This window comes from Bradyrhizobium sp. TM102, from assembly GCF_009176685.1.
In the GTDB taxonomy this organism is placed as follows: Bacteria; Pseudomonadota; Alphaproteobacteria; order Rhizobiales; family Xanthobacteraceae; genus Bradyrhizobium; species Bradyrhizobium ottawaense.
The window spans coordinates 6012146-6034654 of sequence record NZ_AP021855.1 but is presented as its reverse complement, the minus strand read 5'-3'; the positions used below and the strand labels follow the sequence as shown (position 1 = coordinate 6034654).

The window sequence follows — 22509 nt, the reverse complement described above, 5'->3', positions numbered from 1 at the left end:
TTCCTTACGCGCTTGCGATCGTGTGGATCGCTTCGCGCACCTGCTGGAAGGTGCCGCAGCGGCAGATATTGGTGATGGCCTCGTCGATATCGGCGTCGGTGGGCTTCGGCTTCTCGTTCAGCAGCGCCGCCACCGCCATGATCATGCCGCTCTGGCAATAGCCGCATTGCGGCACGTCCTGGGCGATCCAGGCCTCCTGTACCTTGTGCAGCGTATCCCCGGAGGCGAGCCCCTCGATGGTGGTGATCTTCTTGCCCTCGGCTTCGCTGACCGAGACGCCGCAGGAGCGGGTGGCGACGCCTTCGATGTGCACGGTACAGGCGCCGCATTGTGCAATGCCGCAACCATATTTGGTGCCCGTCAGGCCGGCATTCTCGCGAATCGCCCAGAGCAGCGGCGTATCCGGCTCGACGTCGAGTGTGAAGGTTTTTCCGTTGATTGTTAGGTTTGCCATCGCAGTCCCCTGATTGGCCCAATCCACCGATTGAACTCAGGGGCGCAATGTGTCCGGCAAACTGGAACTGTTCAAATCAACAGTCCGAGGGGTGAAATGCGAAGAATTACGCCGCCGAGGGAAGATTGTGGGGAGGGTGGTGTTTTGTCTCGCCCTCCATCATGGTTGATTCGGTCGACCTTCCGCGGGCGCCAATCCGTGGGTCTGAGGCGACGCCCGGCTGTGAAGGCCGGTTCCATGGCCGGTCGAGGCCACGGCGACAGTTTGTCCCTTTTGCCGGGGTGCAAGACGCAGGCGCTTTGGTACACTGCGCCGACGCCAGAAGGAGTTCCATGAACGTGCCGAGTCCCAACGTACTGATGCTGTACCCGCTGTTCTCGGCAGAGTCCTTCTGGACCTTTGGCGAATCCTGCAAGGTATTGGGCGTAAAGCGCCCGGCCGCTCCTTTGGGCCTGATCACCGTTGCCGCGATGCTGCCCGAAAGCTGGACGGTCCGGCTGATCGATTGCAACACGGCGTCCTTCAACGACGAGGATCTCGCCTGGGCCGACGTCGTCTTCACCGGCGGGATGATGCCGCAGCAGGCCGACACGCTGCGTCTGATCGAGCTCTGCCGCGCGGCCGGCAAGCCGGTGGTCGTGGGCGGTCCCGATCCGACTTCAAGCCCCCACATCTATGAGCGGGCCGACTTCCGGGTGCTCGGCGAGGCCGAGAGCGTCATCGACGAATTCATTGCGGCCTGGGAGGGTGGCGCGCGGAGCGGCGTCTTCACCGCACCGAAATTCCAGGCGGACGTGACCAAGACGCCGGTGCCGCGTTTCGACTTGCTCAAGTTCGAGGACTATCTCTATCTCGGGGTGCAATATTCGCGCGGCTGTCCCTTCACCTGCGAGTTCTGCGACATCATCGAGCTCTATGGCCGCGTGCCGCGGACCAAGACGATCGAGCAGATGTTCGTCGAGCTCGAGAGGCTCTATCAGATGGGTTACCGCGGCCATCTCGACTTCGTCGACGACAATTTCATCGGCAACAAGAAGTCGCTGCGGCAGTTCCTGCCGAAACTCGCAGAATGGCAGCGTACCCACGGCTATCCTTTCGAATTGTCCACCGAGGCCTCGGTCAATCTCGCCGACGATCCCGAACTGCTGGACCTGATGGGGGCGGCCAATTTCTTCGCCATCTTCGTCGGCATCGAAAGTCCGGATCCGGCGACGCTGGTCGCGATGCGGAAGAAGCAGAACACGCGGCGCAACATCGCCGAGAGCATCCACAAGATCTACGCCGCCGGCATGCTCGTCACCGCTGGCTTCATCGTCGGCTTCGACAACGAGAAGGTCTCCATGGCGGACGCCATGATCGACTTCATCGAGGAAGCGGCGATTCCCGTCAGCATGGTCGGACTGCTCTATGCCTTGCCGAACACGCAACTGACGCGCCGCCTGGAGCGCGAGGGCCGGCTCCACACCGGCCACGATGTGGCGCCGACCATCGGCGCCGATCAGTGCACGGCCGGGATCAATTTCGATCCTGTGCGCCCGCTGCGCGACATCCTGACGGACTACAAGCGCGTGCTGGAGCACGTCTACAGCCCGGCCGCCTATGCGGGACGGGTCGATCGCTTGATGACGCTGCTCGACCGTTCGCGGCAGCGCCACGAACTCGCGGAAGGGGATATCCGCGCCAAGCTCGGTGCGATGGAGACCGTGCATCGTGTCGTCTCCGCGCTTCCCGAAGCGCGCGGGCCACTGTGGCAGACGTTCATGAACTGCGCCAAGCGCGACACGTCATCGGCGCGCATTGCGGTCCAGATGATCGCCGCCTATGCCCATCTCGGACCGTTCTCGCGCAAGGTCATCGCCGCCATCGATGAGCGGCTGGCGGCGCTGGACGAGCAGATTCCGAGTCCAGCCGTGGCTGCAGGCGCGATCGAGGCTCGACCTCTGGCCTGACATCCGGAGCGATGGAACCGTCGACCCTTTGATGCTCTGCCCGGCGTGCCGTCCGGGGCGCAAACTGGCTGTCATGTGTGAGATCCCGGCTTGACAGCATGACAACCTCAAGCTGATCGTCATCAGGACGACACCGCGCCTGCCGCGTCTGGACGTTCCGCGGGCATTTGAATTGGCCCGCGAGGCTCAGTGCTCGTCTGCCATTGCGACCGGCGTCACTGCCGGAAGAGCTTTAGCGGGGTTGGGCCATGTTCAGGAAGGTGATCCGCTGGTCGGTTGCGCTGATTGTCGTGGCGGTGCTGGTCCTCGCGTATCTGCCTTCCTTCATCGCCGATTCCATCTACAAGAACGTCGACGACATCACCGATGGTGAGATGCCCGCCACCGTCACGGCCTTTCAATCGGGGCCGGACGTCGTCAGTACCATCGGTGGCAGCGGCGAGGGCTTGAACTGCAGCCTGCCGCCCTGGGCCAACATATTTTTCGACGGCGGCAGGGATTCCAACCAAAAGCGCCATCTCGTCCTGCAGCGCTTCAGGCAGGCATGCGTCTTTCACGATCTGTGCTATCGCCACGGCCTTGCGACCTACGGCTATAACCAGAACGATTGCGATCGCATTCTGCAGAACGCGGCTTTTCGACTCTGTCTCTACGTACGAAACGGCAGCCAGGAGAGCAGCGCGGCGCGTTGTCAGACCGACTCCAAGATGGTTCTGGCAGGCGTGAGCCTCGGCGGATACGACGCCTATCGCGGTTGGGACCGATCGACCTATTTCGAATTCGATTCGGACCCGTCGCGGTCGAACGGATTTCTGGTCAGCCGTGTGGTGGATCATCCGTTCAAGGCGGTCGCGCCGGCGAAATACGGCAGCGACCCCGATCAGGTCATTCTCATGTTCGAGAACGTCCGCTCCAATCTTGCGGTGACCTGCATCACCTGCGCGAGTGTTCCCGTTCTCGACTGGACGACCGATCCCAACGCCGTCAGCGCCGAGTTGCGCTCGGTCGGTGTGATGCGCTTGCCGGAAGCGCTGCTCAAGCGGGAGCCCATGCTGTCCGAAACCATGCCGGTCTGGCTGCCGCCGCGCCGTCGACACGCGGCGCCGCATCTCCTGGTCGACGGAGCGGGCAAGGACCATCTGATCTGGATGAGCCGGAACAACCCGCAGGACAGCATGTCCTGCATCGTCGGCGCCGATCCGGCGCGTCTCCTCACCAATACCCTGCCGGCCCGGGATCTCTGCTCGGTCGATGCCGGCCCGTCGCTCAGCAGGGTGGAGGTCGACATGTTCGCGACCTCTCCGCTTCCGATGGAAGTGCCCGGAAGTCCGGATTTCGTCTACGCGACGTCGATCAGCACACAGAAGACAAAGGAGCAGCATCTGAGCTTCTGCTCCCGCTCTGCGTCCAGGAAGGTCGAGGACTCCGGAGGCGACGACCAGTCCAAATGCGTCACCTTCCCCGAACCGGAGGTTCGCAAGGGCGCGGCGCTCGGTGCATTTCAGAACTTTCCGCTGGTTCGCGCCGGACAGCAGATCTATTTCGCGCGGGACATCGATCAGCGGACGGATTCGCTGCTGACTGCCGCCTGGCAGCGCGCCTTCGGCAACAGCTTTTCGCCCGACGGTGCCCTGCTCGTGATCGACGTGGCGCCACCGCTCGCCGCCAAAGGGCCCCTTGCGGCCAAGCTGAAGAAGATCGTCCGGTTCAACATCGACGATCGCTTTGATCCGATGATGCCGATCACGCGCAAGGTGGACGATTTGAGATTCCTGAGCCTGGAGGCGTCGAAGTCGAGTGTACACCTTCGCACGATCGATTTCGCCAGGGACAACCCTTCCATTGGCAATGCGCGGCTGACGATGGGCAATGGTGACGTGGACCTGGACCGCTCGTGGGCGGTGAGGCCCGTGCTGGTGCTGGAGACCAGGGAGGCGCGACCGAGGACCAAGCTGGTGTTCTCGCGTGGGGAGATAGCGGTCGAACCGGGCAGGCCTGACGTGTCCCGCGCGACGACCGAAGTGTTGACGCTGCAGACCCTGGTTTTCGAACGCGATGCGGCCGCGCCGTCGGATGCGCCATTCGTGAAATCGGCTGGCGCGGCATGCCGGATCGTCTATGAGTTCGAAGCGAACCACACCGATTGGCCGTGCTATCGCGCGTTCGACCCCGACCGTACGATGCGGGCCTCGCCGGCGACGCGGATGCAGGCTTCCCAGACGCTGGTTGGACGGTTCAGCCAAGGCGGCGGCCATGGCCTCGCATTTCCCGATCTCTGCCTGAAGTCGGAGCCGATCATCCTGACGCCGCAAGGGGGCACGTTCGTGCCCCTGAGCGAGACTGCGGGCTGGAACGGTCCGCCAAGGCTGATGCGGACGATCAAATGCGAGCCGCTCGATGCCGCGGCAATCGTGAGCCGTCCCATCGCGCAGAAGGCTCCGTGAAGGCGGGCCGGCCGATTGAGGCGCGGACGCGCGTTCGGGCTACTTCACCGCCAGCCGCAGGAAGCTCATCACGCTGCCAAGTGCGGCAAAGCCGGCGCCGAGCGCCAGCGCGACGGTTGCGCCGTCGTGGCCGGCGAGCGCGAAGCAGAGTGCCGCGAGGGCCGCCCCCGTCGTCTGTCCCGTCAGGCGCGCGGTCGCGACGATGCCCGAGGCGCTGCCGCTGCGATGCGGCGGCGCGCTTGACATCACCGCCTTCATGTTTGGCGCCTGGAAGAAGCCGAAGCCCATGCCGCAGATCACCATCCGCCAGATGATGTCGGCAATGGCGGGGTTGGCCGGAAGCGTCGCAAGCAGCGCCATGCCGAGGCCGAGCAGCACCAGGCCGATGCCGCCGAGCAGGCCGACCGCGTGGCGGTCGGACAGGCGTCCAGCGATCGGCGCCATGATGCCGACCACCAGTGGCCACGGCGTCATGAAGAAGCCGGTCTCGACCTGCGAGCGGCCGAGCACGTCCTCGAAATAGAACGGCAGCGAGACGAAGGCGAGCCCCTGCACGGCGAAGGAGCACACCGCGGTCGCGGCCGACAGCGCGAACATCGGCCGACTGAACAGGTCGATCGGCAGCATCGGCGCCGGGTGGTCGGCGTGGCGGCGCGTCAGGATGACGCCGAGCGCGAGGGCCGTGACCAGCTCGATGCCCACGACGACCGGCGACAGATTATGGGCGGCACTGCCGATGCCGGTGATGAACAGGCCGAGGCAGGCCGACGCCAGCACCGCGCCGAGGAAATCAAAGCCGTGATCGGCGCGCGGCGTCTTCGGCAGCATCGCAAAGCCGATGCCGATGGCGACGAGGCCGAACGGGATGTTGACGGCGAACAGCCACGGCCATGGGCCGATGGCCAGGATGGCGGAGGCGATCGTGGGCCCGAATGTGAAGGCGGTCGCGACCACCAGCGCGTTGTGCCCAAAACCGCGGCCCAGCATCCGGCCGGGATAGACGAAGCGCACCAGCGCGGTGTTGACGCTCATGATGCCGCTGGCACCCAGCCCCTGCAGCGTGCGCGCGACCAGCAGGCTCTCCAGCGACCACGCCACCGCGCAGAGCAGCGAGGCGATGGTGAACAGGATGAGGCCGCCGAGATAAATGCGCTGGTGCCCGACGATCTCGCCGAGCGCGCCCAACGGCAGCAGCGTCGCCACCAGCGCGATCTGGTAGACATTGACCACCCAGACCGACTGCTCCGGCGAGACATGCAGATCGGCGGCAATGGCGGGCAGGGCGATGTTGGCGATGGCGGTGTCGAGCGAGGCCATCGCCAGCGCGGTGAAGATCGCGGCGATCGCCCATCGCCGCTGCGCGGCGGGGAGGCCGTCAGAGATGGTGTGGTCGGGCTCGCGCGCGGCGGCAGGTAACGTGATCGTCATTGCGTTGGCGCGTGGCTCCGGCGGCGCGGCTCAAATCGGTCATTTCGCATGTACTACGGTGGGGCCGCGTTCCACAGGCATATGCTTGCATGCTGTGTATGCGTGAAGGTGGGGCGATGCCGCCTCGCGCTGCCGTATGATCGCGCCGCTGCTGCAAAAATCAGGGGATCGCCATGCAAATCGTCGTTCTGCCCGGTGACGGCATTGGACCTGAGATCACGACCGCGACAACGGGTGTGTTGCGCGCCGCCTCCGAGCGCTTCCAGCTCAATTTGCGCCTGGAGGAGCACGCGGTCGGGCATGCGAGCCTGAAGCTATCAGGCACGACCGTGCGCCCCGAGATGCTCGACATCGTCCGCGCCGCTGACGGCCTGATCCTGGGCCCGACTGCGACGTTCGACTTCAAGGACGAGGCGCATGGCGAGATCAATCCGTCGAGGTACTTCCGCAAGAACCTCGACCTCTACGCCAATATCAGGCCCGCGCGCACCTATGCGGGGCGGCCCGGCCGCGTCGGTGATTTCGACCTCGTCGTGGTTCGCGAGAATACCGAGGGGTTCTACGCCGACCGCAATCTGGAGCAGGGCAATGGCGAGATGCTGGTCACGCCCGACGTGGTGATCTCGCTGCGAAGGATCACACGCCTATGCTGCGAGCGCATCGCGCATGCCGCATGCCGGCTCGCCATGAAGCGGCAGAGGCACCTTACCATCGTGCACAAGGCCAATGTGCTCAAGATCGGCGACGGCATGTTTCTCGAGATCTGCCGCGCGACGGCGAAGGCCTATCCAGGACTGAGCGTCGACGACATCCTGGTCGATGCCATGATGGCGCATGTGGTGCGCAATCCCGATCGTTTCGACGTCATCGTGTCCACCAACATGTTCGGCGACATCCTGTCCGATCTTACCGCCGAACTTTCGGGGAGCCTCGGCCTCGGCGGCTCGCTCAATGTCGGCGAGCGCTACGCGATGGCGCAGGCCGCGCACGGCTCGGCGCCCGACATTGCCGGACAGGACGTCGCCAATCCCGTCTCGTTGATCCTGTCGACCGCGCTGCTGCTGGTCTGGCACGGCGAGAAGACTGGTGCGGTCCGCTATGAAGAGGCCGGGCACGCGATCGAGGCGGCGGTGGCGAAGGCGATTGGCGAGGGCAGTGCGACGCGGGACGTCGGCGGCAAGCTCGGCACCATCGCCGCAGGTGCGGTGATTGCGGAGATCCTGCAGGCGGAGTGAGCCGTGCACATTTTTCTCGGGGCCCAAGACAAAAAGTCGAAAAACAACCCCATGCACAGTAGAAGTCTCCTTGATTGATAACGGATTTTCGAACCGCATTGCGACGGCAGTCGCGGCTGCGATCAAGTTGACCCGTCGGGCAAAACGCTGGCAGGATGCTAACGTGCCAGCGATCCTGAAAAAGACTTGGATGCCGGTCCGTTACGGAAGGCCAATTTGAAGACCGCCAAGGCTCTGGACCTCGTGATCGCCGAAAGTTTTCTGATCGGCGCCGATCAGGTGATGGACTGAAGTACGTGGGTTCACGGCAGAAGTGTCATGAACTCATAGACGACTACGGCAGCGCCGAGACAGCGCCGCCAGGGATTCACGCCGCGGAAGACCTCGTCGGCGCCCCAGACGAAGAGTCCGCCCTTCACGACGATCGTCAAGCCGACGCTGATGTTGCCTGCGGAAGGCCAGATCCAAAGCAGAAGGCCCGCAACGATAACGATCCAAAGAAGAAGATTCGGCCACTGCGCGATGGTGATGGCACCTGTTTCGCGGCTCCGGAAGAACCAATCAACGAATCGCCGCACCGTCACGGAGCCGATCAGAGCGCAACTTCACCCTCTTCACGGCCCTTCCAATAAGTTATGCGGTTGGCTTTGACCTTGATCAGCACGATGCCCGGCGTATCGATGCCGCGGTCGAACCATTTGTCGAGATCGCTCGTCCAGTGCTGCTGGAAAGCCGCCTTGTCCCGGATCAGTTCGGCCGTCCCCTCGACGGCGACGTAGATCCCCTTCGAGAAGAGGCCCGCTTCCGACGAAAACCCGAGCGCGACTTTCGGATTTCGTTGGATGTCCGATACGGTGCGGGTCTGTTCATAGGCGAAGTAATAAGACGTGCCGTCGTAGGCGACATCGCCGTTGTTGCTCATGGGACGGTTGGCGATTTCGCCGTTCTCGGTGTGGGTCGAAAGAATGGCGATGTCGATGTCGGCCATTTCCTTCGCGATCTCGGCGAGCGATGTCTTGGACATGAACTTTCCTCCAGTGGGGCTGGAGCAACGGCGGGATGCAGGCCGTGTTCCCTGATGAATAGAGCGGGGGTCCATGCCCACCGGCCATTACTTCGCTGATGCAGGCTTGGCGGGTTTGAAGGAAGGGGCCGTCGGCGGGTCTGATTGATGCGCTCTTTCTACCTCGAAATAAAACCGCCCCCGACATCAGCCGGGGGCGGTTTGGATGAGATCGTATCAGTGGCCGGTGCCGGGCTTGGTGGTCTTCGGGGGCTTGCCGTCTTCCATGCGGCCCTCATTGCGAAGATCGCGTCCCTCTTGAGCCTTGCGCTGGCTCTCGGGACCCTTGCCGTGCTCGTTCATCTCTTCCTTGATGTAACCGGCGCCTTCCTTGATCTTGCCTTCAACGCTCATGATCTTCTCCTTCGATATTGGAGATAACGCGTTGGCGGATTTGGCGTTCCGGCATCAGAACGGCGCAGATTTGCGGGGAACCGAGTTGTGCCTTCCCGAGCGTCTAACGCGCAGAATGGCAGAGCATTTGCGAAACTCATCGTGCTGAGTGCTGAACGTTCGTCGATGGGTGTCGCTGCGCGTTCATGGCGTGGCTCGGACCTTCCGAGCTGTGACGCTGGTGCACGACAGGCGCGCTGCTCACTCATCCGTTTCCGTTCAATTTCGTTTCGCTCTTCCGCTCTTCAGGAGTGGTTGCTGCCACGGGAGGGGCGACTTGCGCCATGCAGTACCTGTTGATCCGCAGGTGGTGGTTGAAGAAGCTGGCGGCGGGTCAGTGATCGTGCGCGCGCCTCTCGGGAGCACGATTGACCGCATTTGAAGGCCAGGAAGATGCTCGGCGGGCTGTCGCCGACATTGTTCCGGCGCGAGGTCGCGGCAAGACGGCTGGTAAGAAGCCAGCGGGCCAAGTGACGTGGAGATCAACGCTCGTTGTGGAAAACCGTCACTCGAATACAAGCCCTAACGCCAACCAGGTCGCAAGAGACAAGCAGACGCCAATTCCCAAATAGGGCAATGCAAGGCGCATCGGTCACTCCTCAGCTCCGAGACGCTGCGAAAACGCCGTCAGCTTCGCATGTTCGCCGTGCCCTGCCCATATTCCATACGATGTACGAGCTTTGGTTCACCGTGGACGGCAACGTACCCGACTGCACAATGAAGACGATGCGCCTGATTTGACGTCCCCTTTGCCGTACCAGGCTGATTTAATTTGACTTCGCATTTGGTTCAAAATATATAATTTATTTAATTATTTAATTGTGGGTATGGTGCCATGCCGAACTGCGAAACAGGCGGAGCAATCGCGCCGTTCTAGCTGTTATCTAAAGAGGCGTGATCAATGCGCCGACCGATTGATACTGCACCCAGGGACGGAGAAGACATCTGGGTGGAAGATGCGACCGGGGTTGTTGACGTCGCTCGCTGGTCGCCTCAAGCAGGCAAATGGGTCTCCAAAGACGGCGCTCCAATCAACGCCGAGCCGACCCATTGGTCTCCCGAAACTGAGGACATTGACCCAGAGGGCGGGCCATTGGGCATTCCGCTCGCAGCGGCTGTCATTTTGCTTCCCGCGATCCTGATTGGAGCGGCCTTACTGGGTGTGTTCGACACTTTCGGCGCACGAGCAATTCCGGAAACGACGCAAATCGGCGGCGAGAGTGCCCTCAGCTTCGAGCAACGGCCGGAGATAGGGGCGGGGTCGCAAGCGCTCCTTCAGCGCGAAGCAAGCGGAGCCCTGACGTACACGGTGCCGGCAGGCATGGTGCAGCCCGAGCCATGGCCGGATCGAGATGCTCTGCACGCTAATGCGCGCGCCAGTGAACTGGACGGGGCGCGCAGGGAACTTGACGAGGCGGTCCAGCACGCGCACGCGGCAAAAATTGCGGCGGACGAGTTGCGGCAATCGCTGCAACAGGAGCAAGCGCGCAACGCTGCGCTTGCGAACGAAGTCGCCGAATTCCGCCGCGAGATCGATGCCCGCGACGCAGGATCGCGGAAGGCGGAGGATGTGGCCGCGCAGCAGAGAGAGGCGGCGCAGCGGGAGATCGCAGAACTAGAGCAGTCCCTGCAGCGCGAGCGGGAAAATAGCGCCGTCCGCGCAAGGCAGGTGAACGCCGCACAGGCAGCAGCGGCGAGCGCTGAGCAGGAACGCCACGAGGCGCAGTCGCGCGCCGCCGCGCTCGCGAGCGAACTCGCCGGAATGCCTCGCCGCTTGCCTATGACGGAAGCTGCGACCGCGGAGCAAAGCCAGGCGGCGGGGCTGGAGATTGCGGAACTGCGGCAGTCCCTGCAGCAAGAGCAGGAAAAGAACGCCGTTCTCGTCACGGAAGCCAAAGCAGCACAGGCAGCAGCTGCCGATGCCGATCAACAACGCCGCGCTCTGGAAAAGGCCCAGGCGCACGCCGCTGCGCTGGAGAGCGAACTTGCCGAAGTGCGCCGGGAGATCGAAGCCCGCAACGTGCAACTGCGCGAGGCCGAAAATGCGACCTGGCAGCAGGGCCAGGCAGCGAAACAAGAGATCAGCGAACTGCGACAGTCGCTGAAACAGGAGCTGAGCAAAACCGAGGCCAGGGAGAGAGATCTTGCACCGGGGTGGCGCTCGACCCATGAGCGCGTCCTCGCCGAGCAAGCAAATGACGCCCCGGTCTTGCCGGCGACGCGGAGCGTGGAAGTGGCGGAGCCACCGACCGCTGCCGCCCAGAACGAGGCGGAGGCCCGTTTGATCCCGCGTGCCAGGGCGCTCCTCGATCAGGGAAATATCGGTGCAGCACGCATTGTACTCGAGCTCGCGGCTGAGAAAGACGTTGCGCAGGCAAGTTTCATGCTCGCCGAGACCTACGATCCGGCGGTTCTATCCGCCTGGGGTACTTATGGAACTCGCGGCGAAGCGGCCAAGGCGCGCGAGCTCTACGCGAAGGCACACAGGGCCGGTATTCGCGAAGCGAAGGAACGGCTGGATGCGTTGCGACCCTGAGAATGGGCTTCTTGCAGTCCGAGAGACGAAAGCTTGCGGTGGCTGAGCCGGAAGGGAACGACATGAACAAGGCGCCAAAGTTACGCTCATTGCTCCTGCTCACTTGGTTGGTGCCGGTCGCTATGATGCTTCAAACTGCCTGCCTGGATGCGCAAACGGCGAGAAATGCCAAGGCCGATGCACAGCTCGACCGACGGCCGCTTCCGAAAGAGAACGAAAAGGACCGGATGAACGCCTGGACGGTCGGGCTCGCCGGGGGCCTGCTCGAGGGCGCGCCGATCCGCCTCGCCGCAGAAATGGCTCGCGTCGTCGACGACGGAGCAGACCTGCATCTCCTGCCGATCGTCACCCGCGGGGCCACCGACAATCTGAATGCGCTGCTCTATTTGCGCGGCGTCGATACTGCCATCATCAATTCCGACGCGCTCGAGGAGTATAAGATTCAGGCACCGCAGATCCGAAGCCGCATCACCTATCTGCTCAATCTCTTCCCATCCGAGCTGCACATTTTTGTGCGGCCTGAAATCACAAGCCTGCAGGATCTTGTCGGCAAGAAGGTGAACTTCAACACCCTGGGCACCGCGGCCGCCTATTCAGGACCACTGATCTTCAGCCGTCTCGGGATCGATGTCGAAAAGACATTCATCCCGCATCAGGTTGCCCTGGAACAGATGCGCAAAGGCGAAATGTCGGCCGTGGTGTTCATCACCTCGAAACCCGTCGACGCCTTCGTAAAGGGCCGTTGGGAGGCTGGATTCAAGTTCCTCCCGATCCGTTACGACAAGAAGTTCGAGGACTATTATCTGCCCGCGACCTTGGACGCCAACGAGTATCCAAATTTGATCAAGCAGGGTGAGCGGGTCTCGACCATCGCGGTCCCGACAGCGCTTGTCGCTTTCAACTGGCCGCTCGGCTCCAATCGTTACCAACGCGTGGCTCGCCTTGTCGAGTACCTGTTCTCGCGCATCGACCGCCTGCAGGCACCAGGCTTCGATCCGAAATGGCAGTCGATCAATCTTGCGGCATCGGTCCCGGGTCTCACCCGCTTCCAAGCCGCGCAGGAATGGCTGGATCGCAAAGCGCGCAGCGTACAGGCGAGGCCATGAAGACTGCCGCTCCTCCGCTCGCTGTCGCCTTCAACGTCGCCTGCGGTATCGCCTACGCGCAAAGTACGACCGATCCCATGGAAACACTTAGGGCTTGTTCGGCGATGGAGGGACAAGCCCGGCTGGAATGTCTGCAAGACTTGTCGCGCAAGATTCCACCGTCCAGCCGGGGTGGCCGGGATGCTGGCTGGATCGTCAGCGAGACGACTTCGCCAGTCGATTATCTGCCGGTCGTCACCGCCACCGCCACTTCTGTCGGCAGCTCGGATGGCGCCGCGATGCAGCTCGCAATCCACTGCCGCAGAGGCCGCACGGAAGTCATAGTCGCCGGACCGGCGCTGTCACGCAGCGCCAACGAATACGTGATCTCCTTTCGGCTGAATGCGGATACGCCAATGCAACTCGCAGCAGCGTCGCCGTCATTCGGATCGGGCGTCGCTTTCGGGGGCGACGTCGTAAAGTTGTTGAGCTCACTACCCGACGACGGCCACATCGTCGTGAGCCTTTTCACCCGCACTGGCCCGGTGCAAGGCGGACAATTCCTGCTCAGCGGATTCGAAAACGTGCGCAAGAAAATGGCGGCTGCATGCAAATGGCCACATGCCATCGCCAGACCGGGTAGGTGATGGTCAGGAAATGGGAGACACGAGATGATCAATCCAAAATTGGCGATGGCACTCATCGGAGGCTTGACGATACTGCTTCTGGTCGGACCAGGCGCGCAGGCGCAGCAGGACAACCAGTGGATCCCGCAGGCGCGCGAGAAGAGCCAAGCGAGCAACGCGAAGCATCCGGGTGGACAGAAGCAGGTGGGCAAGCCGCGGCAGAACCACGCGATCAGGCAGGATCCTCCGAACAGCACGAAGATGGCTCAGGCTACAAAAACCGAGAGCGCGAAAAAGTCGCACCGGCTGGTGCTGCAGGTTAATTCCAACGACCCTGCGATGATGAACCTCACGCTCAACAATGCGAGCAACGTCGCGCAGTACTATCGCGATCTCGGTGAACCGGTGTCGATCGAGGTAGTCACCTTTGGTCCTGGCCTTCACATGCTGCGCGATGACACCTCGCCGGTAAAGCCGCGCATCGAGGTGCTCGCGATGAGCCATCCCGAAATCTCCTTTAAAGCTTGCGGCAACACGCAGGAAAACATGCGCAAGGCGGAGAACAAGGACATAAGCCTGATTCCACAGGCCACGATCGTCAAATCCGGCGTCGTCCGCGTCATGGAGCTGCAGGAGCAGGGCTGGAGTTACGTCAAACCGTGAGGTCCGGCGGCAACCCGGAGAAGGCGTGCGTTCGCGGGCCGTGGATTCAGGAGACCAACCCTAGAACTGATACCGCCTCAGCCCGCCATCCACCGGGATCACCGTGCCCGTGATGTAGCGCGCCACCGGTGAGGCCAGAAATACTGCCAGTGCCGCCAGATCTTCCGGCTCGCCCCAATAGCCGACCGGAATCTCTTCCTCCGCAAAGCGCTCGCGATAATCAGGCGCGTAGTTGCGGCGGATCTGCTCGCTCATGATGCGGCCGGGCGGGATGCAGTTGATGGTGATGCCGTGCTCGCCGATCTCGCGCGACAGGCCCTTGGCCCAGGCGTGCACGGCGGCCTTGGCGGCGAACGCCGCGTTGAGGCCTTCCGGCTCGGACTTGCCGGTGATGTTGACGATGCGGCCCCATTTGCGTTCGATCATCTGCGGCAGCAGCGCATGCGCGATGCGGCGGTAGCTGGTGAAATTCAGCGCGATCGCCTCGTCCCATTTGCTGTCGGGGGCATCGACCGGCAGCGGCCGGCTGCCGCCGGCATTGTTGATGAGGATGTCGACATGGCCGAGCTCCTTCACCGCAAAGGCCGCGATCCGCTCCGCCGCGTCCTTGGCCATGACGTCCTGTTCGAGCGGCGTGATCAGCCCGGTGCCTTCCTCCTTCACCAGCTCGGCGAGAAGATCGGTGCGCCGCGCCACGCCGACGACGCGCACGCCCTCGGCGGCGAGGCCCTTGGCGATCGCGCGGCCGATGCCGATGCTCGCGCCGGTGACGACAGCGGTTTTCGATTTGAGCCCGAGGTCCATGGTGACACGCTCTCTTGTTTGGTTCTTGCTTATTGCTGTTCGTTTCCTGCCCGTCCCGCGCGCCTTGCGAATTGCCTGAGCGGGACGAGCAGTGGTAACCAAGAGCGCCGTTGAAGGAAACACGAAAAAGAAAAAGGCGTTGAGACGATGGTCTGGGATCCGCAGCAATACTTAAAATTCTCCGGCCACCGGCTCCGGCCCGCCGTTGACCTCTTGATGCGGATTCCGGATTTTGGCCCGCGCGAGATTGCCGATCTCGGTGCCGGCGCCGGCAACGTGACAAAACTCATCAAGGAGCGCTGGCCGGAGGCGAGCGTGACCGGCGTCGAGGGCTCCGCCGAGATGGTTGCCGCCGGCCGCAAGGCTGCACCCGATGTGGAATGGTCCCACGAGGACCTCGGCCATTGGCGCCCCGCCGGGCAGTACGACTTGATCTATTCCAATGCCGCACTGCACTGGCTGCCCAATCATGCGGCGCTGTTTCCATCGGTCATGGAGAAGGTGAGGCCTGGCGGCATGCTCGCGGTGCAGATGCCGCGCAACTTTCTGGCGCCGTCGCATGTGCTGATCGGCGAGACGGCGCTTGATGGTCCGTGGCGGTCCAAGGTCGAGCATCTCGTGACGCCGCCGCCGGTCGAGGGCCCGGCATTCTATCACGATCTTCTTGCGCCGATGTCGGCCAACATCGACATCTGGGAGACCGAATATCTGCAAGTGCTGGAAGGCGAGAACCCCGTCAAGGAATGGACCAAGGGGACTTGGCTGACGCGCTATCTCGACGTGCTCGCAGGCGAGGAGAAGATCGCATTCGAAGCCGCCTATGGCGCGCGGGTTGCGAGGGCCTATCCGAAGAATGCGGCGGGGCAGACCCTGTTCCCGTTCCGCCGTCTCTTCATGGTCGCCCAGCGCAAGAGCTAATGCACTGCCGCAATGCGACATAAGCGCTCGTTCCCCTGGATGGAAGCAGGTGCCGGGTTGCGTAGACAGCGCTCGTCAAGATAGCTTGGCTGCGGCAAATTGGGCTTAGGTCTAGTTGTTCGGCCTGCGGATTGCTGCCACTACTCAAACCGGAAAACAAAAAAAGCACCCGGTTTGTCGAGGTTGTTGGGAGGTCTTCATGCGCAAACTGCTTCTCGCGGTCGCGGCGGCCGCGCTCGTTTTGGCCCCCGTTGTTGCGCAGGCCCAAACTCCGATCGTCATCAAGTTCAGCCACGTCGTCGCCAACGACACGCCGAAGGGGAAGGGCGCGCTGAAGTTCAAGGAGCTCGCCGAGAACTACACCGACGGCAAGGTCAAGGTCGAAGTCTACCCGAACTCCACACTCTATAAGGACAAAGAGGAGATCGAGGCGCTGCAGCTCGGCTCGGTGCACATGCTTGCCCCTTCGACCGCCAAATTCGCGCCCCTTGGTATCAAGGAGTTCGAGGCGCTCGATCTGCCCTGGCTATTCAAGGACGATCAAACCTATTCCAGCGCGATCAAGGGCACCATCGGCAAGTGGCTATTCCAGAAGCTCGAGGCCAAGGGCATTACCGGCCTCGCTTACTGGGACAACGGCTTCCACATGGTCTCCTCGAATCGTCCGCTGATAAAGCCGACGGATTTCCAGGGCCTCAAGTTCCGCATCTCGGGATCCAAGGTCGCCGACCAGTATTTCCGCCTGGTCGGCACCATCCCTCAGATCATGGCGTTCTCCGAGGTCTACCAGGCTTTGCAGACCGGCGTGGTCGACGGCTGCGAGAACACCGCGTCCAACTACTTGACGCAGAAGTTCTACGAGGTGCAGAAAGACATCACCGTTTCCTATCACGCGCATCTGCAATATGCGGTCATCGTCAATTCGAAGTTCTGGTCGGGCCTGCCGCCCGATATCCGCACCCAACTCGACAAGGCGATGGCGGAGGCATCCGACTACACCAACTCGATCGCGCGCCAGGAGAACGAGGACGCGCTGGCCGAGATCAAGAAGACAGGCAAGACCAATCTGCATTACCTGACCGATGCCGATCGCAAGGCGTGGCAGGACGCGATGCAGCCGACTTATAAATGGGCAAAGGGCCGGGTCGGGCAGGAAGTGCTCGATCTCGTCGCCAAGGAACTCGACGTCAAGATGAACTGACGGCCGCGCCCTGACAAGAACAATAGCAACGGTCGGGGGTGATCGCACTCCCGGCCGTTTCGCTCTTGAATGGACGAGCCAATGCTGGGGGGACGAAGTTGCTGCGTGTGCTGAATCGTGTGCTCGATCATCTCGAAGAATGGCTGATCGCGACGATGATCGCGGCTGCGACGTCGCTCATCTTCGTCGCCGTGCTGCACCGCTACGGCGCCGGCCTGTCGATCGACATCGCCAAATGGGCGGAAGCCCGTAACCTGACCTTCCTCGCCGTCCCGGCGCGCGCTGCATTCGTCTGGCTTGCCGCGCTTGATTTGTCCTGGGCGCAGGAACTCTGCATCTACATGTTCATCTGGATGGCGAAGTTCGGTGCCGCCTACGGCGTGCGGACCGGCATCCATGTCGGCGTCGACGTGCTGGTCAACATCCTGCCCGGCGGATCGCGCCGTCGCGTCATCACCTTCGGTCTGTTGTGCGGCGCTCTCTTCACCGCCATCGTCGCCTATTTCGGCGCCGCGTTCGTGGGGCAGATGTGGCAGACCGGCCAGCAATCCAACGATTTGGAAGCACCGATGTGGATGGTGTATCTCACCATCCCGCTCGGCTCCGGCTTGATGTGCTTCCGCTTCCTGCAGGTCGCCTGGTCGTTCCATCGCACCGGCGAGCTGCCGCATCACGACATGGCGGGTGTCGAGGGCGTCGAGGCGGATCCGGTGCATCCGGCGCCGGTCACGCATAGTCAGGTCGTCCGCGACGAGCGCAGCCCGCTCGGCTGGATCCTGATGCTGCTGCCGGTCCTGATCGTCGCGCTCTGCTTCGCGCATGCGGGCCATGTCATCACGTTGCCGCAGGGCTTGCGCGTCCTCATCGTGTTCGCGCTTCTGCTCTCCTTGATGCTGACGGGTATGCCGATCTCGATCGCGCTCGGTCTCACCGTGCTCAGCTTCATGTTCACCTTGACCGACGTGCGCACGGAATCGGTAGCGCTGAAGCTGTTCACCGGCATCGAGAACTTCGAGATCATGGCGATCCCGTTCTTCATCCTCGCCGGCAACTTCCTGACCCATGGCGGGGTGGCGCGGCGGATGATCACCTTCGCGACCTCGCTGGTCGGCCATTGGTACGGCGGTCTCGCGCTGTCGGGGGTGGTCGCCTGCGCGCTGTTTGCCGCCATTTCCGGCTCGTCGCCGGCGACCGTGGTGGCGATCGGCTCGGTGATCCTGCCGGCGATGGTCGCGCAAGGCTTCCCGAAGCGGTTCGGCGCGGGCGTGATCACGACGTCGGGCTCGCTTGGAATTCTCATTCCGCCGTCGATCCCGATGGTTCTCTACGCCGTCTCCACCAACAGCTCGGTCGGCAAGCTTTTCATCGCCGGCATCGTGCCGGGATTGGTCCTGGCCTCGCTTCTCGGCGCCACGACGTTCTATCGGGCCTGGCGCAACGACTATCCGCGGATGCCGAAGGCAACGCTGTTCGAGCGCTTCGATGCCTTCCGCAAGTCGATCTGGGGCATCCTGCTGATCGTGATCGTGATCGGCGGCATCTACAGCGGCCTGTTCACGCCGACCGAAGCTGCCGCCGTCAGTGCGGTCTACGCCTTCATCGTCGCCGTGTTCATCTATAAAGACCTGAAGCTGAGCGACGTGCCGCGGGTGCTGCTGTCGTCGGCGAATCTCTCGGCGATGCTGCTTTACATCATCACCAACGCCGTCCTGTTCTCGTTCCTGATGACTTACGAAAATGTGCCGCAAGCGCTGGCGCAATGGATGATCGACCAGGGCCTGGGGTGGATCGGCTTCCTGCTCCTCGTCAACCTGCTGCTGCTGCTGGCGGGCAACGTGATGGAGCCGTCCTCGATCATCCTGATCATGGCCCCGATCCTGTTTCCGGTCGCGGTCAAGCTCGGCATCGACCCGATCCATTTCGGCATCCTGATGACAGTCAACATGGAGGTTGGCCTCTGCCATCCGCCTGTCGGCCTCAACCTCTACGTCGCCTCCGGCATCGCCAAGATGGGCATCACCGAGCTCACGGTCGCGGTGTGGCCGTGGCTGTTGACGATGCTGGGATTCCTGGTGGTGGTGACGTATTGGCCCGGGCTGTCGCTGTGGCTGCCGCGATTGCTGGGGATGTAGCGATAGGAGCTGCACGAAGCGACCTCCCCCTCCAGGGGAGAGTGAACCCGGCTGCGCTTCGCTCCCTTAATGGCAAACGGCTGTGAGATGCGGTTAGATGGCTCTCACCAGATCAGGGGAGCCATCTCGATGACGGACATTTCGAACAGCGAGCCGAAGGACGCGACGCCGTCCGTCATCGCGCAGCAAACAACGATGCTGAACGCGCTGCCGTTTTCCGACACGCGGGATTTCGACGACGCCGCGCGTGGCTTCCTCGGAACGATCGAGAACGCGACGATCACGAACCCGCAAGGGAGGACGGTCTGGAGCCTCGAGCCTTACGGCTTTCTGTCCACCGATCAGGCGCCGCCTACGGTCAATCCGAGCCTGTGGCGGCAGTCGCGTCTCAACATGCAGCACGGCCTGTTCGAGGTCGTGCCCGGTGTCTACCAGGTACGCGGGCTCGACATCGCCAACATGACGCTGATCGAGGGCGACGGCGGCGTCATCGTCGTCGACACTCTGACCTCGATCGAAGGCGCCCGCGCCGCGCTCGATCTTTACTTTAGGCATCGCGGCCTGAAGCCCGTTGCTGCCGTGATCTTCACCCACACCCACACCGATCATTGGGGCGGCGCGCGCGGCGTGCTGGAGGACGACGCGCTCGCCGCCGGCCGCGTGCCGATCATCGCTCCGAACCTGTTCATGGAGCACGCTGTCTCCGAGAATATCATCGCAGGCCCCGCGATGCTGCGCCGGGCGCAGTATCAGTTCGGGCCGCTGCTCGCCAAGGGGACGCGGGGGCAGGTCGATTGCGGGCTCGGCAAGTCGATGGCGGCAGGATCAGTTGCGCTGCTACGCCCGACCGATTTGATCATGGCGACCGGCGACAGGCGCGTCATCGACGGCGTCGAGTTCGAATTCCAGATGGCGCCGAACAGCGAAGCACCGGCGGAGATGCATTTCTTCATCCCGCGCTACAGGCTGTTGAACCTCGCCGAGAACTGCACTCATAATTTCCACAATCTGTTGCCGTTCCGCGGTGCCGACGTGCGCGACGCGCTGGCCTGGTCAAAATATCTGGGCGAGGCCTTGCAGCTCTGGGACGGCAAGGCGGAGGCGATGTGCGGCCAGCATCATTGGCCGGTGTGGGGAGCTGAGCGCATCGGCACGATGATCCGGCAGCAGCGCGACCTCTACAAATTTGCGCATGACCAGACCATCCGCCTGATGAATCACGGCCTCACCGCGGCCGAGATCGCCGAGACGATCCAGCTGCCCAAGAGCCTGGAAGGCGCCTGGCACGGCCGCGGCTATTACGGCCACATCCGGCACAATGTGAAGGCGATCTACCAGAAATATCTCGGCTGGTACGACGCCAACCCGGTCAATCTCGATCCGCTGCCGCCGGTGGAGTCAGGCAGGAAGTACGTCGAGTATATGGGCGGGGCGGATGCGATCCTCGCGCGGGCGCGTGCGGATTTCGATAAGGGGGAATTCCGCTTTGTCGCCCAAGTGCTCGGCCATCTCGTCTTCGCCGAGCCCGACCATGCGGCAGCGCGCGCGTTGCTCGCCGACACGCTGGAGCAGCTCGGCTACGCCGCCGAAAGCGCGACCTGGCGCAACGCCTATCTGTTCGGCGCGCAGGAATTGCGCCAGGGCATGCCGAAGGTGCCGGCGCGCCCGCCGATGCCGCGCGAGACGCTGGCTGCGCTGCGCACCAGCCAGCTCTGGGACGTGCTCGGCATCCGCCTCAACGGTCCCAACGCCGAGGGCAAGCGCATCGTGCTGAACTGGAGTTTTTCCGATACCGGCGAGACCTTCGTGCTCAATCTGGAGAACTGCGCGCTGACCTATAGCGAGGGCGTGCAGGCAGAGGGCGCCGATGCCAGCTTCACGCTGGCGCGCGCAACGCTCGACGAGGTGATCGCCAAGCTGACGAGCTTTCCGGAGGCGGTGGCTGCGGGCAAGGTCAAGCTGTCGGGCAACCCGATGAAGCTCGCCGAGCTGATGGGCCTGATGGACGAGTTTCCGCGCATGTTCGAGATCGTGGAGCCGAAGCGGGCGGTGGTGAGGTAGGTGCTTTCGCAACAATACCAGTGTCGTCCCGGCGAAAGCCGGGACCCATGACCACAGGATTGCGTTTTTGCGCGAGCTGGCAACTCCGAGTCTTCGCAAAACTAATGCTGCGGAGTATGGGTCCCGGATCGGCGCGCGCTTAGGGCGCGCTTGTCCGGGACGACAGTTGTGATTGTGGCTAGCCTACTCCGCGCTGCTCACCAGCTTGATCCGCGGCGACTGTTCCTCGGCGAGGCTGCGATAGGCGGCGAGGTAATCCAGTGCCATTCGCCGCGCCGTGAAACGCGCCTCGAACTGCTTGCGGATCGCAGTGCGGTCAAGTTGCGGAAGGCGATTGACGACGCCGGCTGCACTCAGGACGTCCTCGACGACGAAGCCGGTCAGCCCCTCGTCGATGATCTCCGGCACCGAGCCGCGGTTGAAGGCGACCACCGGCGTTCCGCAGGCCATGGCTTCGATCATCACAAGGCCGAACGGTTCCGGCCAGTCGATCGGCAGCAGAAGGCCGAGCGCGCCGCTCAAAAAGTCCGACTTCTCGTGATCGCTGATCTCGCCGATGAACTCCACCAGCGGATTGTTCTCGATCATCGGCCGGATCAGCTCGTCGTAGTAATCCTGGTCGGCACGATCGACCTTGGCCGCGATCTTCAGCGGAATGCCGCAATGGGTCGCGATCTTGATGGCGCGGTCGACGCCCTTCTCGGGCGCGATGCGGCCGAGCACGGCGAGATATTCCTGTTTCGCCGGCTTCGGCGTCAGCAAGTTCTCCGGAAGACCGTGATGAATCGTGGTCACCCAGTTCGCCTGCGGCACCGGCCGTCGCTGCGCATTGGAGATCGAAATGACGGGCATCTTCGAGAAGGTGTTGAACACCGGCTGATGCTCCGGCAGGTCGAGCCGGCCGTGCAGCGTGGTCAGGAATGGCGTCGGCTGGCGGTGGAACAACGACCACGGATAATAGTCGAGATGGAAGTGGAGGAAGTCGAACTCCTCGTCGTCACATTTTTGCCGCACACGCTCCAGCAGCACCATGTGCAGTGCATTGGGGTCACGTACGGAACCGTCGAGACGGAGCGCCTTGGGCCACAGCGCATCCAGCTTGGCTGATGTCTGCGAGTCGCCGCTGGCAAATAGCGTCACGTCGTGCCCGAGGGCCACCAGCTCTTCCGTCAACCAATGCACCACCCGCTCGGTGCCGCCATACAGCTTGGGTGGAACAGCCTCCGTCAACGGAGCAACCTGCGCGATGCGCATCTCACCATCTCCTTTGTGCGATCATGATCGTAGAAAGCCCCCGCTTGTCGGCACCGGCAATGCCAGCCAAGGGAACGTTCCCGCACTTGCGAAGTTCCTTCCTCCAAAGGTTACTTATTCGACACGTCCGGTGTTCGTCGCGATGCTGCCATCACATCTTCGCAGATCGTCCGCATCCGCATGTCGTGATGAGGTTGCCCGGGAACCGAGGCGAACTGGTCGATGTTCAGTCGATCAGTAACAAAATGAAGACCAGCAAACGG

At 62.8% G+C, this 22509-nt stretch carries 18 protein-coding genes and 1 pseudogene; 12 read left to right on the top strand and 7 right to left on the bottom strand.

From position 1 onward, the window contains the following. Window positions 1-4 precede the first annotated feature (4 nt). A complete protein-coding gene (locus GDN70_RS28585; protein ID WP_028135089.1) occupies window positions 5-454 on the bottom strand; it encodes a (2Fe-2S)-binding protein in 450 nt (149 codons plus the stop codon). A gap of 332 nt (window positions 455-786) precedes the next feature. Here GDN70_RS28585 and GDN70_RS28580 point away from each other — a divergent pair, with 332 nt between their 5' ends. Together GDN70_RS28580 and GDN70_RS28575 are read left to right on the top strand one after the other, a co-directional pair. Further along, window positions 787-2403: a B12-binding domain-containing radical SAM protein gene (locus tag GDN70_RS28580; RefSeq protein ID WP_038971824.1), complete on the top strand. Its 1617-nt coding sequence runs from the start codon at window positions 787-789 to the stop codon at window positions 2401-2403. Between the two features lie 248 nt (window positions 2404-2651). After that, a complete protein-coding gene (locus GDN70_RS28575; RefSeq protein ID WP_038946963.1) occupies window positions 2652-4847 on the top strand; it encodes a hypothetical protein in 2196 nt (731 codons plus the stop codon). A 39-nt stretch (window positions 4848-4886) separates the two neighbouring features. Here the strand turns inward: GDN70_RS28575 and GDN70_RS28570 are convergent, their stop codons facing one another. Then, window positions 4887-6275, bottom strand: coding sequence for an MFS transporter (locus GDN70_RS28570; protein ID WP_038946964.1), 1389 nt, complete (start codon window positions 6273-6275; stop codon window positions 4887-4889). A 173-nt stretch (window positions 6276-6448) separates the two neighbouring features. Between GDN70_RS28570 and GDN70_RS28565 the strand changes: the two genes are divergently transcribed. Next, a complete protein-coding gene (locus tag GDN70_RS28565; RefSeq protein WP_038946965.1) occupies window positions 6449-7510 on the top strand; it encodes an isocitrate/isopropylmalate dehydrogenase family protein in 1062 nt (353 codons plus the stop codon). Window positions 7511-7812: 302 nt separating this feature from the next. Here GDN70_RS28565 and GDN70_RS28560 read toward each other — a convergent pair whose 3' ends face one another. The 3 genes from GDN70_RS28560 to GDN70_RS35210 form a co-directional block, all read right to left on the bottom strand. Further along, on the bottom strand, window positions 7813-8088 hold the full coding sequence (locus tag GDN70_RS28560; RefSeq protein ID WP_038946967.1) for a hypothetical protein: 276 nt from the start codon (window positions 8086-8088) through the stop codon (window positions 7813-7815). 14 nt (window positions 8089-8102) lie between these two features. Then, a complete protein-coding gene (locus tag GDN70_RS28555) occupies window positions 8103-8534 on the bottom strand; it encodes a pyridoxamine 5'-phosphate oxidase family protein (protein ID WP_038946968.1) in 432 nt (143 codons plus the stop codon). 216 nt (window positions 8535-8750) lie between these two features. After that, window positions 8751-8927: a hypothetical protein gene (locus GDN70_RS35210; RefSeq protein ID WP_162832242.1), complete on the bottom strand. Its 177-nt coding sequence runs from the start codon at window positions 8925-8927 to the stop codon at window positions 8751-8753. 988 nt (window positions 8928-9915) lie between these two features. Here GDN70_RS35210 and GDN70_RS28550 point away from each other — a divergent pair. The 4 genes from GDN70_RS28550 to GDN70_RS28535 all read left to right on the top strand — a co-directional run bounded on the left by GDN70_RS28550 (window position 9916) and on the right by GDN70_RS28535 (window position 13876). Beyond that, window positions 9916-11502 (top strand): hypothetical protein, encoded by a 1587-nt coding sequence (locus tag GDN70_RS28550; protein WP_152103324.1) that lies wholly within the window; start codon window positions 9916-9918, stop codon window positions 11500-11502. A gap of 62 nt (window positions 11503-11564) precedes the next feature. Continuing rightward, the gene (locus GDN70_RS28545; RefSeq protein WP_152103323.1) at window positions 11565-12608 is read left to right on the top strand and encodes a TAXI family TRAP transporter solute-binding subunit; all 1044 of its coding nucleotides are present in this window, start codon (window positions 11565-11567) and stop codon (window positions 12606-12608) included. Further along, window positions 12605-13234, top strand: coding sequence for a hypothetical protein (locus GDN70_RS28540; protein WP_038946971.1), 630 nt, complete (start codon window positions 12605-12607; stop codon window positions 13232-13234). Before GDN70_RS28545 ends, GDN70_RS28540 begins: the two co-directional genes overlap by 4 nt. 24 nt (window positions 13235-13258) lie before the next feature. Continuing rightward, window positions 13259-13876 carry a hypothetical protein gene (locus GDN70_RS28535; protein ID WP_244429085.1) on the top strand — a complete coding sequence of 206 codons (618 nt, stop codon included), beginning with the start codon at window positions 13259-13261 and terminating at the stop codon, window positions 13874-13876. 60 nt (window positions 13877-13936) lie between these two features. Here GDN70_RS28535 and GDN70_RS28530 read toward each other — a convergent pair whose 3' ends face one another. Continuing rightward, window positions 13937-14680 carry an SDR family NAD(P)-dependent oxidoreductase gene (locus GDN70_RS28530; protein WP_152103322.1) on the bottom strand — a complete coding sequence of 248 codons (744 nt, stop codon included), beginning with the start codon at window positions 14678-14680 and terminating at the stop codon, window positions 13937-13939. Window positions 14681-14827: 147 nt separating this feature from the next. Here GDN70_RS28530 and GDN70_RS28525 point away from each other — a divergent pair, with 147 nt between their 5' ends. From GDN70_RS28525 to GDN70_RS28510, 5 genes and pseudogenes are all read left to right on the top strand, one after another. After that, a complete protein-coding gene (locus tag GDN70_RS28525) occupies window positions 14828-15598 on the top strand; it encodes a methyltransferase domain-containing protein (protein WP_028143101.1) in 771 nt (256 codons plus the stop codon). 199 nt (window positions 15599-15797) lie between these two features. Continuing rightward, window positions 15798-16799: a DctP family TRAP transporter solute-binding subunit gene (locus GDN70_RS28520; protein WP_038946977.1), complete on the top strand. Its 1002-nt coding sequence runs from the start codon at window positions 15798-15800 to the stop codon at window positions 16797-16799. A gap of 155 nt (window positions 16800-16954) precedes the next feature. Then, window positions 16955-17383 (top strand): annotated as a pseudogene (locus tag GDN70_RS35815) (TRAP transporter small permease); the annotation flags it as partial. 306 nt (window positions 17384-17689) lie between these two features. Further along, window positions 17690-18931 carry a TRAP transporter large permease gene (locus GDN70_RS35810; protein ID WP_371731597.1) on the top strand — a complete coding sequence of 414 codons (1242 nt, stop codon included), beginning with the start codon at window positions 17690-17692 and terminating at the stop codon, window positions 18929-18931. 129 nt (window positions 18932-19060) lie between these two features. Beyond that, window positions 19061-20992, top strand: coding sequence for an alkyl/aryl-sulfatase (locus GDN70_RS28510; RefSeq protein WP_152103320.1), 1932 nt, complete (start codon window positions 19061-19063; stop codon window positions 20990-20992). Window positions 20993-21175: 183 nt separating this feature from the next. Here the strand turns inward: GDN70_RS28510 and GDN70_RS28505 are convergent, their stop codons facing one another. After that, on the bottom strand, window positions 21176-22246 hold the full coding sequence (locus tag GDN70_RS28505; protein WP_028143097.1) for a glycosyltransferase family 4 protein: 1071 nt from the start codon (window positions 22244-22246) through the stop codon (window positions 21176-21178). Window positions 22247-22509: the final 263 nt, after the last annotated feature.